This is a genomic window from Pseudomonas sp. FW300-N2A2 (genome assembly GCF_017351735.1).
Taxonomy (GTDB): Bacteria; Pseudomonadota; Gammaproteobacteria; order Pseudomonadales; family Pseudomonadaceae; genus Aquipseudomonas; species Aquipseudomonas migulae.
This window is the reverse complement of the sequence record NZ_JACNDU010000016.1, coordinates 16619-28861: the sequence shown is the minus strand read 5'-3', so window position 1 is coordinate 28861 and position 12243 is coordinate 16619. Positions and strand designations below refer to the sequence as shown.

Sequence of the window (12243 nt, the reverse complement as noted above, 5' to 3'; positions counted from 1 at the left end):
TGGACAGGCACGGGTTCAAAAGTGCCCTCCCGGCAACTGCCCCCAAATGCGCCAAACCGGGCAAAGGACAGACGCAACAGCGTCTAAACTGCAGGATACAGACACGCCTCCAGCCTCTTGATACAGGGAAAACGGGATGACCGGAAAAACCGCGCGCCCATGCGGGTCATGGGTCTTGCCCGCCCTGCTCGCCATCAACCTGGCGCTGACAGCGGGCTGCGCACGTAACACCGCCACGCCTCGCACTTGGGCCTCAAACGAAGGCTCACCTTGCTACGCCAAAGCGCTGCCCACTGTCGGCGAGGGTGGCCTGGCCTGGGGTTCCACCCTAGGCATGGCCCGCCAAAAATCCATGGACAATTGCATTCGCTACGCCGGACGCTCCGGTGGCGCGCCGGATACCTGCCAGGTGGTGTTGGCAGAGTGCAGAAAATAATGCAGCGTCACTGACAGGGTCCGCACCACGCGCACTTGCCCTATCCTTCTCTCCAACCCACAACTCCGGACATCGACATGCCCGCCCCCGAATCGACCCTTCTCGATAGCTGGCACCACAACGCCCAATCCTGGATCGACGCGATCCGCACCGGCGCCATCGAAAGCCGCCTCAAGGTCACCGACCAGGCGATCCTGCTGGCAGTGGCAAGCCGTCAGCCCGAACGCGTGCTCGACCTGGGCTGCGGCGAGGGCTGGCTGTTGCGGGCGCTGGCTGAACGGGCGATCAATGGGGTCGGTGTGGACGGCGATGCGACGCTGGTCGAGGCGGCGCGGGCGGCAGGCTCTTCGACGGTGCATCTGGCGAACTATGAACAGTTGGCGCAAGCCGAAGTGGACATCGGCAGCAACTACGACCTGATCTGCGCCAACTTCGCCCTGCTGCACCAGGACATCATCCCCCTGCTCACCGCCATGAACGCCCTGCTCGCCCCCGGCGGCGCGCTGGTGATCCAGACGCTGCATCCGTGGAGCGCAGCGGCAGGCGACTACCAGGATGGCTGGCGACAAGAAACGTTCACCGGGTTCAAGGGGCAGTGGCAACCCATGCCGTGGTACTTCCGCACCTTGTCCAGCTGGCTCAATGCGCTGGACATGGCCGGCTTTCAACTGACGGGCCTGCAGGAGCCACAGCACCCGCAAAGCCCTGTGCCGCAGTCGTTGTTGTTGGTGGCTGAAGTGCGGCGGTGAGTTCGTTTGATGGATGTCGGCGGGGGGGTGTTTGGTTGAAGACTCACTAGCGGGACTCAGGCGATTGCTGCCCTTTACGAAAGGCGGCAATCGGCCAATAGCTGCCCCTCATAGGCGGCTGCTTTCGTCCCCTGTAAACGGCATCTCCAGGGTCTTCGCGATTCGGGCCAATATCTTTGTGCATTCTTCAGAAACAATGAGCGGTGGCTCATTAATCATGTAAAGCAGGTGTTCGAACGCTATTCCAGCCTCGTTGTGATCGACATAATCCAGAACGATTTCACCACCATTCTCTAAACCTGCCTGAGCTAACGCATGGTCATCCGGTACTGGGCCGGTTTGTTCGTATGCAATGGACATCAGCGCGGTGATTTCCTTGAGCGCCTCTATGAAGTCGGTTCTCAAGTTGTGGTTATGGCCGCTCACTAAAAACGCTCCTTCGATTAAGATAACTTGCGGTCAGCATGCCTCTGGTCGATAGCGGCCCATCGAGATCGACTGCCAACGACCAAAAACAGTCAATCACCGAGAGCAATCAAGATCAATCAAGATCAATCAAGCGTCTTTCTCAGTCATGTGCTTACTGAAGTTGTTGATATGGTCGTCAAGATTATCCTCAAGCATCATCCGGTACTGCTCACAAAAATACTTCAACATCGCTTCGCGAGCCTGCGCCATTTCCTCGCCTGATTTGAAGTTGCGAGTGCTCACCCAAGCATTGAATCGAGTGGTGCCAAACATCATCGACGCGCTTACCTTGCCCAGGTCTCCGAACTCCCTAAGCTGCTCGTTCGACAGGTCTATATGCGCGTCTGCACGATCATAGAATGCTTCATCGGTGGCATCTGGCATTGCTGGGTACCTTTCCATCACTATCGGAGATTCCGTAATTGGAACACTTCCCGCATCGGCTAGCTACGACATGTAAACGAAAAATACCAAGGTCTGACGCCCGCTATTGGCACGAGCCGTTTACCGCCCGGTTGCCCTTCAGCAAGCGTTGAATCTGGCGATAACCTGTTCGGCGACTCACGCGGACTCGAGCGATTGCCCACCGAATGATCCCTTGGCCCTCTATCGTTGAATGGACTTCCTATGTATCACCGTATCCATGCCGCTTACCATCAAGCGAAATGTAGCCGTAGCGCCTGTGCCTGGCTGTTTATCAACGATGTACCTATTGAGGAGTGGCTAAACAGTCAGCTCGAATATCCCGATCTCGACCTGTACGGTCTTTCATTGATGTGGTTGCTGGACGAGGAAGAAGACGCGCTTGCCCAACGGCGTTTCGCGCCTGCAGAAGACGGCACATCGACGCCGGTTCCGCTGCTGGTCTGCGGCGATGACATGGACTTCGATTGCTTTGTGCTGATGACCGAACAGGTGATTGACGGAGAGACTCTGCACTGGCGCCGTTTTGGGTTGAGCGTGTCCAGCGGCCTGGAAGTCGGTATTACCACTCGATGGGACGCCGAGAATCGCCCGATCAGTTTTTCCCTGGCGGAATTTCGCGAGGCGCTGGAGGAATTTTACAGGCTAATGAAAGCCTGAAGGGCTGAGTGAATTACTCCTGCCCAAGTCGAAAGTTTTGCCAAAGAGTTGTCCGCCATTTAACGAAATGATCGAACGCCAGGGTGATGAACCGCAAATGAGCAAACTGGGTTGCACAAGTGTGGCCATGTGATTACCGATCAGACCGACAGCTTACCCTATAAGGCGAGCCTGCTTCGCGACGAGGTAGAAAATGAATTTTGGGATGAGGTGCACTGTGAGCTGAAACCTCTGGTAGAGGCTGCGGAGTCCGGGGACAAGGCTGCGATAGCTGAGGCATTTGGCAAGTTCGCACCCTGGATCAGCGCTACTGACGAACTGCAAGGCCGGATATCCAGCATCTACAATCACCGAATGTCGACTGCCTACGAATGCCAGAACTGTGGACGCCTTTGGGTGCAAAAGGATGCCAGTGACAAATTTGTTTCCTATGTCCCTGAGGAAGAAGCATATGGGGCGATCCTGACAGTGGCATCAGGAGAGTCTGAGAATCGAGATTGAGCGTGCGCGATTGGTCGAAAGCTGCAGTTGCAATTGGCTGCATTCGGCCAAAAAACAGACCATGGACACGCTGCTAATGCGCCAGTAATGTGCGCCCAAGTCATGTCGCTTTACCTCCTCACCTCATATTGCGTTTTTGGCGCGACACTCAAGCCGAACAAGGAGTTACGCATGGACAAGGAACGTTATCAGACACAAACGGCGGAAAATATTATGCCACTTGTGTCGTCTACTTATAGTCAGGCATAGCCATGGACACCTTCGAAACGCATGAAAAGTTAATTGCCGAAGGCTGCAGCACTCAAAACTTCGCAATCAACAGCAATGGAAGTGACGTGTATTGCCTATGCAATACAAATGGTTTTTGGTCAGTTTTTTATACGGAGCGCGGGGTAGATCACCCCCCAATATTTAGTTCGACATCCGAAGAAGTCGCTTGTAAATTCTTCTATGACCACATTATGAAAATGGAGCATTGGCACATCGTAGGCTTTTACAAAGACAACAACTTGGCAGAAGCAATGGAATCTAAGCTTTCTAACCTTGGAATCCGATTTGTGCGCAATGACATACCTGCATATCAAGCACAAAATGACCCAAGATTTCGGATATTTATAGTGGGTAAAGATATTTTTAGATTCAAGGATGTATTCGGTGAGCCGTATATCAGCTACGCCTAACAAGGCGCTGAAATCGCTCATTTCATTCGCTGGGACGGCGCGCCGCCGCCCCTTAGCTTAGTCGTTGGTCAGCGTCCGTAATGGGTCGATTTCTGCCCATCGTGACAGGAAGAAATCGGCCAAGAATGGTCACCGGGATGCGCCGGGAAAACGTGTTGGTTTAATGGGCATCAGAAATGCAGAAATGACTGTGTGCCGACGCGATGGCTGATATCTTTCCCGCGCTCCAAATCGCGTCCAATCGACGCCGATCCCATCAAGGAAGATAAAAACAATGAAAATATTATTCATCGCTTCGCTAGGAATTTTATCGCTGACTCAAACATCACTATCCTTCGCGGATAATGCTAATGGAAAAAATCTCTATCTACAGCGATGCAGCATGTGCCACGGAATGGATCTCAAGGCAACAGGACCGCTGGCCAATAAAAGCAATCCGCCTACACCTGATCTAACAACGTCCGCTTTCAAAAAACGATTAAATGATTATCCGGGCGTGATTGTATCTTCGATAATACTTCGCCCAAATGGCGACTTAATTCCAAGAACCTTGCGTGAGAATGGAGTAAAGCTATCGCCGCACTCATGGAGCGTTAAGGATTTTCGCGATTTAAATCAATACATGGGTGGTGTTATTTCACAAAACCAATGACCTTTGAAGTGCCTGGTCCTGTGCCTTCACCTTCGATTGACATGACGCCAGCGCTTGACTCTGTCCCTTGGGGCAACCCGTAACTGCCGTGGCGCTGAGGGCCCAGCAGGCCCAGTTGCTCATACAAACGAATGGCTTTGGGAGTGCACCCCGACAACCTGGCAAGTTCACCTATGCACATATGACGCTCCTCCCCGATCCAGCTCCGGCCCGCAGTTTACTGGCTGTGGCCGGATGCTGTCCTGGTGCTCACGGTGTTCATGCAGAGTCGGTCAGCGACACCGCGACAGGCAGAAAGCGGCCAAAAGCTGCCTCTAGCCCTTATCCGCGCATGCGCCGCCCGCTGACTGATGTCACTCACGGAGAGAGTGATAACAATCAGCGCTGATGCAGACGGTCGCGGCGCACATTCAGCCAACGCATCGCGGATAAATCCGCTCTTGCAACAGCGCGTGCAACTGCCGATCAGGCAGAGCAGCTGTCTTGCGACTAGCTTTACCTCGAACACTAAAATCTCAGTCCACAGCTCAATCAGGTGAAGGTTCGTTATGACAAAAAAAATCGATCTGACGATTACCCACGATTACCTCAATCCGTTTGCCTCGCCGGACAACCCCAAGCTAAGCCCCGAGCTGGTGGACTACCTGTCAGATAGCGCCTGGTACCACTCCGAACTGTGTCTGCACATTCGCTGCCCGGAAGATGAGCGAGAACGCCTGCAGCAAGCCATCAGCAATACCTTTGCGGAAAAGAGCGAACAACTCAGAGGGGATATTCGCACCCACCGGCTGGTAGCGCTGACACTCCTGGGCTTGGCACTAGCCTTGGTGCTGGCAGGCACGGCTCTGGGCATTGAAGGCACCATCCCCGTGGGAGTCGTTACCGTCACCGCGTGGATGCTGCTCTGGCGTAGCGCAGAGATATTTTTTCTGGATATCCGCAACATTAACCGACAGCTGCGTAAGTACCAGCGCATTGCCAGCGCATCAAAGCAGTTTTGATTGAGGTTGATCGTTCTCACGCTACTCGTGGAAGTCATGCCTGAGTTCTGGCGGGCTGAAAATCCGACTTTTTCAACTGATGACCCATTGCTGCCCTGCATGAAGGGCAGCAATGGGTCGGCTGCTGCCCTTCGTAACTGGTCGTTATCGACCTGACGATGCCAGCCGCTCAACAGAAGTCGCAATTCCATCCCGAGCAATCTTGTCATTTGCCAAGGCTTAAGGCAGGGTCGATACCACGGACATCTCTGCCAAAGGAGTCACTCCATGTCAAAGCTATATCCCAGTATCGATCCTGAGGGACTGGTCGAGTACTCAGTGGTCTACACCGACCGCTCGCTCAACCACATGTCGCAGTCATTTCAAGGCGTGATGAAGAACATTTCCAAGACCCTGAAACAGGTCTACAACGCCCAGGCTATTGCGGTGGTCCCGGGCAGCGGCACATTCGGCATGGAAGCGGTGGCGCGACAGTTTGCCACCGGCCAGCAATGCCTGGTAATACGCAACGGCTGGTTCAGTTATCGCTGGAGCCAGATCCTTGAGATGGGCAACATCCCGGCGGCCACCACGGTGCTGAAAGCCCGACCGGTCGACACGGGTCGCCAGGCGGCCTACGCCCCACCTCCTCTGGACGAAGTGCTGGCAGCCATTGAGGCGCAGAAGCCGCAGATTGTCTTCGCCCCTCACGTTGAAACCTCATCAGGGATTATCCTGCCCGACGACTACCTGCGGGCCGTCGGCGATGCCGTGCATGCGGTGGGTGGCCTGTTCGTGCTGGACTGCATCGCCTCAGGCACGATTTGGGTTGATATGCACAAATGCGCCGTCGACCTGCTGATCAGCGCACCGCAGAAAGGCTGGAGCGCCTCCCCTTGCTGCGCCCTGGTGATGTTCAGTTCCTTGGCCCTCGAACGCATCGAGCAGACGCAGAGCAGCAGCTTCGCCTGCGACCTGAAAAAGTGGCTTCAGATCATGCAGGCCTACGAACAGGGCGGACATGCCTACCATGCGACCATGCCCAGCGATTCCCTCGCGCGATTCAACGATGTGATGAAAGAGACGCAAGCCTACGGTTTCGACAAGGTCCGCGACGAACAACAGGCGCTGGGCGATCGGGTGCGCGCCATGTTGACCGGCAAAGGCATCAAAAGCGTGGCCGCAGCCGGCTTTCAGGCCCCTGGCGTCGTGGTGAGCTATACCGATGATGCCGACATCAAGAACGGCAAGAAATTTGCCAGCCACGGCCTACAGATCGCCGCCGGAGTGCCGTTGCAATGCGACGAGCCGGCCGACTTCCAGACCTTCCGCATCGGTCTGTTCGGACTCGAGAAGCTGCAAAATATCGAGCGCACGGTCAGCACTCTTGAGCAGGCACTGGATGAGGTGATGGAGAACTAAGCCGGCATCTTGCCTGGGCACTGCCGGCCCACGGCGCTGATCTTCGAATATGACGCGGGTCGTCCGGACGTCATGTCAGAACCACAAGGGAAAGCCCGTGCACGCGTCTTACTGACGCGTGTGCCACGGTGGAAGAACCCCTTCGAAAAGTGAAAAGGCTCGACTCAGAAAACTGTTGAAGCGAGCGGCATCACGCCGCAGCCCTGCCTGTTGACCACCAATCAGGCACAGATGGGCCACCCTTCCAATCACTTCTGCTTCGCCTGGCATAGGGACCACGCGGCGGCACGTGCGTATCGCGAAGTCCAGTCGTCTTGTGTCAACACGCTGCTGAAACTCGCCTACCAACGGATCGTGCAGCGACCAGGCGCGGATGGAAACTTCCCGCCCAGGTTGTTTCTCAGCGGCAATACTCAAGTAGCGTTTCAGGATTTCGCCCGCGCTACGACCCTGCGCCGCATAAGTGAGCATGCGCTCCGTGTAGTCTTCTTCCCAAGCGGCCAGCAAGGTGCGGACAAAGTCTTCGCGATTACGGAAATGGTGATAGAACGATCCGCGGGTCACATTCAATCGGCGCGATAGACTCTCGGCCGAAACACCACTATGTCCTATTTGGTCGAGGGCCTCAAAACCAGCCGCGATCCAATGGTTGCGAGTTAATTTTCCCACCCGTTATTTCGCTCCATTTTTAGCGCCATACAGACTGTGTATGGCGCGCAACCGATTGATACGCTGCGAACACCAGCAAAGATAGCCGTCGCGTTTTGCACGCTAGCACTTTTCATGGAGCTCGCCTTGAAGAAAATCGTTCTGGTTGCTTTCGACCAATTCACTGATATCGACCTGTTCCTGATGTGGGACATTTTGGGTCGCAACACTGAGGACTGGAACGTCCGGATATTGGGATCCAGCGCTATCGTGCGATCGGCGCATGGCCTGCCTGTTTCGGTGCACGGCCCGCTTTCCGAGGCCAATAGTGCCGACGCGGTATTGTTCGTCAGCGGCAAGGAAGGGATACCCGCTGCACTTGCCGCCCCGGATTTCCTGCCGTCGTTTGAACTTGACTCCAGACGCCAGCGAATCGGTTCGATATGCGCCGGAGCGTTCATTCTCGAACGGCTTGGGCTGCTCAGCGGCCAAGCAACTACACATCCGGATGCACGATCGAGCTTGCAAGCTCTGGGACTTGAACCCGTGGACCAGCCACTTGTTTGCCAGGGGAACGTTGCAACTGCTGGCGGATGCCTTTCGGCGCTCTATCTGGTGGGATGGCTGGTTGAATCCTGGTTCGATGTCGGCAAGCGCCGTGCAACGTTGCTCCCTGTTTTGCCAGCTGGGCAGCAAGAGCTCTATGATGCGTTGATCGGGCTCAGCATCCGACAAGGAGCGTTATACGACAAACCATCGCAACAAGAAACGCGACATGGCATGTCATCTAATTGGTAGTTGGAACTCAGGAGAGATCCCCGATGCCCCGAGAATTTGAACTCATTTTGTCCGTGCCAGTACCCTCGAGGTCCGGCATCACCCACCTTTACGAGTCGATGAACCTGGCGGACGCTTTTGCGATTCGGCTCCCGGCGGGCACCTCCAGCAATCCAGATGCGCTGGCTCGATTTATCCTTTCCCACCAGCCATCCTGGATCGGATGGCTCATGAAAGTCCGAGACACTATCGTTGCCTGTTTTGGTATCAAGACAGCCAGACATTTGGCAACGCTTGCTGATCGGATTCAAATCTTCAAGGTCTACAGCTCGAACCAGACTGAAATCGTGTTGGGAGAGGACGATAAGCACCTCGACTTCCGGATATCGATCCTGTGTTCTGGAGAGGCAGAGCCAGAAGGCAGTCGCCAACTCGTTTTTTCAACCGTGGTCCATTGCCACAATCGTCTAGGCCGGGCCTACATATTCGTTATTGCCCCGTTTCACCGCTTGGTTGTTAAGGCCAGCCTCCTCCGTGCAGCGCGCATCGGTTGGCCTCTGGCTACCGGCTCCGAAGGCTGAGAGCAAGGTCGCGTAGTAGTACAGGGTGGCAAAAAGGCAGGACGACGCTATAGAAAGAACGACACCTTTGAACAAGGGGCCTCCACTTATTAAGGGAGAATTGAAGATCAGCCAGTCAAATGGCCCAGGGGGGCACTGGGATGAACTTTGACTCGATCCATTGTTTGAAGGCGACGACCACGGCGCTGGGAAATTTGGCCGATGGCCTGACCAAGTAGACTCCACCAGCGGTATCCAATTGCCAGTCAGGAAGAACATGCAGCAGTTTTCCGGCTGCAATATCACTACTCATCAACCAGTCACCGGCGCCCAGTATTCCCGCATCCGCTCGGGCCGCCGCAAGTAACGACTCGCTATCATTGGCCGTCAGGTTTCCTTTGGGTGAAACCGTCTGAAGCTCATTACCTCGATGAAGTCGCCACTGAGGAAAAGACGCAAGGCCGCTGAAGCGAAGGCAATTGTGCTTGACCAGATCCTGAGGCGTTTCAGGCATGCCATGCTCTCTGATGTAAACAGGCGACGCACACAATATGCGGCGATGATCGCTCAGTTTCCTGGCGATCAACCTGTTGTCTTCCAACTCTCCAATTCGGATGGCAGCGTCAAAACCTTCATCAATGATATCGACCAGCCGCTCGCTATAGTCTGCAAGGATTGAGACGTGAGGGTAAGCCTTGAGAAATTCCGGCAGCATCGGGCCAAGCCAACGCCGTCCCATGGCTGCGGGCAGCGCAAGCCGCAAAGTTCCTCGAATTTCGCTGGCCCCCTCCGCTGCTTGCTGCTGCGCTTCATTCATCAGTTCGATGGCGGAGCGAAGACGCTGCTCCAGCTTGGCACCTACTTCAGTAATTCGAACCTGCCGGGTTGAACGCTCCACCAGCCGAACACCAAGGCGCTTTTCCATTGAGGCGAGTCGTTTCGAGACGACCGTAGGGTGTCGCTGCAATAGCCGACCAGCCGCGACAAATGAGCCTTGCGAGGCAACGGCCAGAAACGCAGCGATTTCGTCACTGTATTGATTATTCAGAACATCAAGATTCATGGTTTTAGAATGATCGCCCCGGATGAACGCCCCGACTCCAGGTCGGCATGCGCCAATGCTGCGTCAGCCAATGAATAGCTCGCCCAGATCCGGGGTTTGATAATACCCGCAGCTATGGCGGCCAAGACATCCTTTGCTCGTTCCTGGTACTCAGCGGCACTTGCCGTATGGGCTGCCAACGAAGGACGCGTCAGGTACAGCGAGCCTTTGGAATTGAGTGTTGATAGCTCCACGGCAGACGGTGCACCGGATGAAGCTCCAAACGAGACCATCAAACCCCGTGGCCGCAGACTATCCAATGACGCCTGGAAGGAAGCTCGCCCTATGGGGTCATAGACCACGTCGACCTTTCTACCCTCGGTGATACGAGCGACGTCCGATGCCAGGCTGTCAGCGTCAAACACCAAGACTTCATCACAGCCCAACGCCTTGGCTTTTTCGACACTGGCCGACTTTGAAACTACGCCGATTACGGTCGCACCTAAATGCTTTGCCCACGGCACCATAATTTCCCCCAGTCCTCCAGCCACACCATAGAGAAGGATGGTTGTGCCATGCCCTACGGGATAGGTGGTCTTCAAAAGGTACTGTGCTGTGAGGCCCTTGAACATGACGGCTGCGGCATCATCAAACGACAGGGCATCCGGAATTTTGACCAGTCGCGCCGCCGGATAAAGGCGGGCCGAAGCATACGAACCAATAGGCCCGGTCGCATAAGCGACGCGATCCCCAACTTGCACATTGCTGACACCGGCACCCACAGCGGCGACACGCCCGGAGCCTTCCAACCCGAGTCCAGATGGCAACGCGATGGGCACTGCGCCCTTACGTTGGGTTACGTCGAGAAAATTGACACCAATCGCTTCTTGCTCAAGCCAAACGTCGCCTTGCCCTGGCAATTGTTCGCTCAGGGTCTCCAGGTTCAGTACTACAGGATTGCCAAACTGGTTAAACCGGATCGCAGATACCATGGTCATTTCCTCTTCATCCAGAAGCTGCCTTCACATTGATGCCTCTAGTGTGAGAACTGCCCCAGCGATGAACAAGACTGGTTTATTGCAGATCATTAATGCACAGATTGCAGCAATAAAATCGATAACACCATGCGCTTTTCGCGTAGATCGATGGGGGGGTGTAGCGGTTGTAGAGACGCCAAAGGTCATTGCAGAGCGTCTGCTTCGGAAAAACGTGGTCAGACCATATTTAGGATAATGGTGGTCTGGCCCCGGTTTCCCCACGGGGCGCATGATTGGCGGCTGTATGATTTGGATCGACTCAAAGGTGACTGTGGGGACAGGCAGAAATCGGCCAGAAGCGGTCGGTGAAACAGGGTCGCTACGATCTCCATAAATGGGGAATTACACCCACGCAACCGGGCGTTTACCACCTGATTTGAGGATTATTCCCCACTCACCTTTTCTCTAACTCGAAACGCCCGGAAGCAGTTTATTAATTAAGTTGAACTTTTTTCGCTCTATTGAAATGGCTCATTAGTTGCACCGCCCCCTCGTACCCGCAATAGCTGTCGTCCCGGACATCATGCAGACGACAGGGCTTGGCAGATTCGGCATGACAGGAGGGGTGAAAAATGAAACGCGCGACACCACCATGCCGCTCCGTCGCCTTGCTGCTCGGGTCAAGGCTGCGCTGTCCGATGCGCCTTACCCTGACCACCGCCAACGCCATGCCGCTGGATGATTTCGGTCCGCCACCACCGACGGCCCCTTCGGCATCTACTAACCCGCCGGCCGCCCCCAAGGCCGCGCCGGATGCCTTGCTGACCTTGCTGGCCGGACATCATCCCGCCATCCGTCAGCCTGTGGGCGGCGACATCACCGGCCACCAGTTAGCTGTTCGCCTTGATTGGCACGCTGTTCATCCTGCCGGTGATTCTGATGTACACCTTCAGGAACTATTGGGTGTTCTGCGCAAAAGTGAGGATTGGTGATGTCTTCCACTGTTAAATCAATTGCTCGAATCACGAATAGGCCGATACCCCGTTATAAGCAGGTCGCTCATTTGAGCCTAATGTTTATAGCGTTGCTGATTATGTTGGCGTTGAGCACTTTCGTGGCGATGGAGTTGCCCCTCGGAACGCTCTGACGGTGGATGAGGCCGATCGCCCTCCGGACTGAACCACAGTGTTACCCGTAACGACCCGAACCGAAGTGAGAAAATCCCCCTCCGCTCAACCAGAAAGCCCCCACACTTGAGCCGAGTGTGG

16 protein-coding genes and 1 pseudogene are annotated in these 12243 nt (G+C 55.2%); 11 read left to right on the top strand and 6 right to left on the bottom strand.

Features of this window, described 5'->3' with window-relative positions:
* Positions 1-136: 136 nt before the first annotated feature.
* Positions 137-436 (top strand): hypothetical protein, encoded by a 300-nt coding sequence (locus J4E42_RS19195; protein WP_207285892.1) that lies wholly within the window; start codon positions 137-139, stop codon positions 434-436.
* Positions 437-513: 77 nt separating this feature from the next.
* Positions 514-1185, top strand: coding sequence for a bifunctional 2-polyprenyl-6-hydroxyphenol methylase/3-demethylubiquinol 3-O-methyltransferase UbiG (locus J4E42_RS19190; protein WP_207285891.1), 672 nt, complete (start codon positions 514-516; stop codon positions 1183-1185).
* Between the two features lie 108 nt (positions 1186-1293).
* Here the strand turns inward: J4E42_RS19190 and J4E42_RS19185 are convergent, their stop codons facing one another.
* Together J4E42_RS19185 and J4E42_RS19180 are read right to left on the bottom strand one after the other, a co-directional pair.
* A complete protein-coding gene (locus J4E42_RS19185) occupies positions 1294-1611 on the bottom strand; it encodes a hypothetical protein (RefSeq protein WP_207285890.1) in 318 nt (105 codons plus the stop codon).
* A gap of 129 nt (positions 1612-1740) precedes the next feature.
* Positions 1741-2037 (bottom strand): DUF3144 domain-containing protein, encoded by a 297-nt coding sequence (locus J4E42_RS19180; protein ID WP_207285889.1) that lies wholly within the window; start codon positions 2035-2037, stop codon positions 1741-1743.
* Between the two features lie 243 nt (positions 2038-2280).
* Here J4E42_RS19180 and J4E42_RS19175 point away from each other — a divergent pair, with 243 nt between their 5' ends.
* The 4 genes from J4E42_RS19175 to J4E42_RS19160 all read left to right on the top strand — a co-directional run bounded on the left by J4E42_RS19175 (position 2281) and on the right by J4E42_RS19160 (position 4569).
* Positions 2281-2736 (top strand): hypothetical protein, encoded by a 456-nt coding sequence (locus J4E42_RS19175; protein WP_207285888.1) that lies wholly within the window; start codon positions 2281-2283, stop codon positions 2734-2736.
* 129 nt (positions 2737-2865) lie between these two features.
* A complete protein-coding gene (locus J4E42_RS19170; RefSeq protein ID WP_259331699.1) occupies positions 2866-3237 on the top strand; it encodes a hypothetical protein in 372 nt (123 codons plus the stop codon).
* Positions 3238-3488: 251 nt separating this feature from the next.
* Positions 3489-3917: a hypothetical protein gene (locus tag J4E42_RS19165; RefSeq protein ID WP_008029431.1), complete on the top strand. Its 429-nt coding sequence runs from the start codon at positions 3489-3491 to the stop codon at positions 3915-3917.
* A 274-nt stretch (positions 3918-4191) separates the two neighbouring features.
* A complete protein-coding gene (locus tag J4E42_RS19160) occupies positions 4192-4569 on the top strand; it encodes a c-type cytochrome (RefSeq protein ID WP_081501768.1) in 378 nt (125 codons plus the stop codon).
* On the opposite strand, the gene J4E42_RS29740 is transcribed toward J4E42_RS19160, so the two are convergent.
* Positions 4550-4750, bottom strand: a complete 201-nt coding sequence (locus J4E42_RS29740; RefSeq protein ID WP_207285887.1) for a MerR family DNA-binding transcriptional regulator — start codon at positions 4748-4750, stop codon at positions 4550-4552. The two genes, J4E42_RS19160 and J4E42_RS29740, sit on opposite strands and share 20 nt — an antisense overlap.
* Positions 4751-5117: 367 nt before the next feature.
* Here J4E42_RS29740 and J4E42_RS19150 point away from each other — a divergent pair, with 367 nt between their 5' ends.
* Both J4E42_RS19150 and J4E42_RS19145 read left to right on the top strand, forming a co-directional pair.
* A complete protein-coding gene (locus J4E42_RS19150; protein WP_008039739.1) occupies positions 5118-5570 on the top strand; it encodes a hypothetical protein in 453 nt (150 codons plus the stop codon).
* Between the two features lie 267 nt (positions 5571-5837).
* On the top strand, positions 5838-6971 hold the full coding sequence (locus J4E42_RS19145; protein ID WP_207285886.1) for an aminotransferase class V-fold PLP-dependent enzyme: 1134 nt from the start codon (positions 5838-5840) through the stop codon (positions 6969-6971).
* Between the two features lie 108 nt (positions 6972-7079).
* Here J4E42_RS19145 and J4E42_RS19140 read toward each other — a convergent pair whose 3' ends face one another.
* A complete protein-coding gene (locus J4E42_RS19140; protein WP_207285885.1) occupies positions 7080-7640 on the bottom strand; it encodes a TetR/AcrR family transcriptional regulator in 561 nt (186 codons plus the stop codon).
* Positions 7641-7766: 126 nt separating this feature from the next.
* Between J4E42_RS19140 and J4E42_RS19135 the strand changes: the two genes are divergently transcribed.
* Both J4E42_RS19135 and J4E42_RS19130 read left to right on the top strand, forming a co-directional pair.
* Positions 7767-8417: a DJ-1/PfpI family protein gene (locus J4E42_RS19135; protein ID WP_207285884.1), complete on the top strand. Its 651-nt coding sequence runs from the start codon at positions 7767-7769 to the stop codon at positions 8415-8417.
* A 23-nt stretch (positions 8418-8440) separates the two neighbouring features.
* The gene (locus J4E42_RS19130; RefSeq protein ID WP_207285883.1) at positions 8441-8977 is read left to right on the top strand and encodes a DUF2867 domain-containing protein; all 537 of its coding nucleotides are present in this window, start codon (positions 8441-8443) and stop codon (positions 8975-8977) included.
* A 115-nt stretch (positions 8978-9092) separates the two neighbouring features.
* Here the strand turns inward: J4E42_RS19130 and J4E42_RS19125 are convergent, their stop codons facing one another.
* Entirely contained in the window at positions 9093-10019 is a 927-nt protein-coding gene (locus tag J4E42_RS19125; RefSeq protein WP_207285882.1) for a LysR family transcriptional regulator, read from the bottom strand.
* Positions 10016-10990 (bottom strand): quinone oxidoreductase, encoded by a 975-nt coding sequence (locus tag J4E42_RS19120; RefSeq protein WP_207285954.1) that lies wholly within the window; start codon positions 10988-10990, stop codon positions 10016-10018. The genes J4E42_RS19125 and J4E42_RS19120 overlap by 4 nt, the downstream gene beginning before the upstream one ends.
* 816 nt (positions 10991-11806) lie before the next feature.
* On the opposite strand from J4E42_RS19120, the pseudogene J4E42_RS29515 reads away from it, so the two are divergent.
* Positions 11807-11983 (top strand): annotated as a pseudogene (locus tag J4E42_RS29515) (ubiquinol oxidase subunit II); the annotation flags it as partial.
* Positions 11984-12243 lie beyond the last annotated feature (260 nt).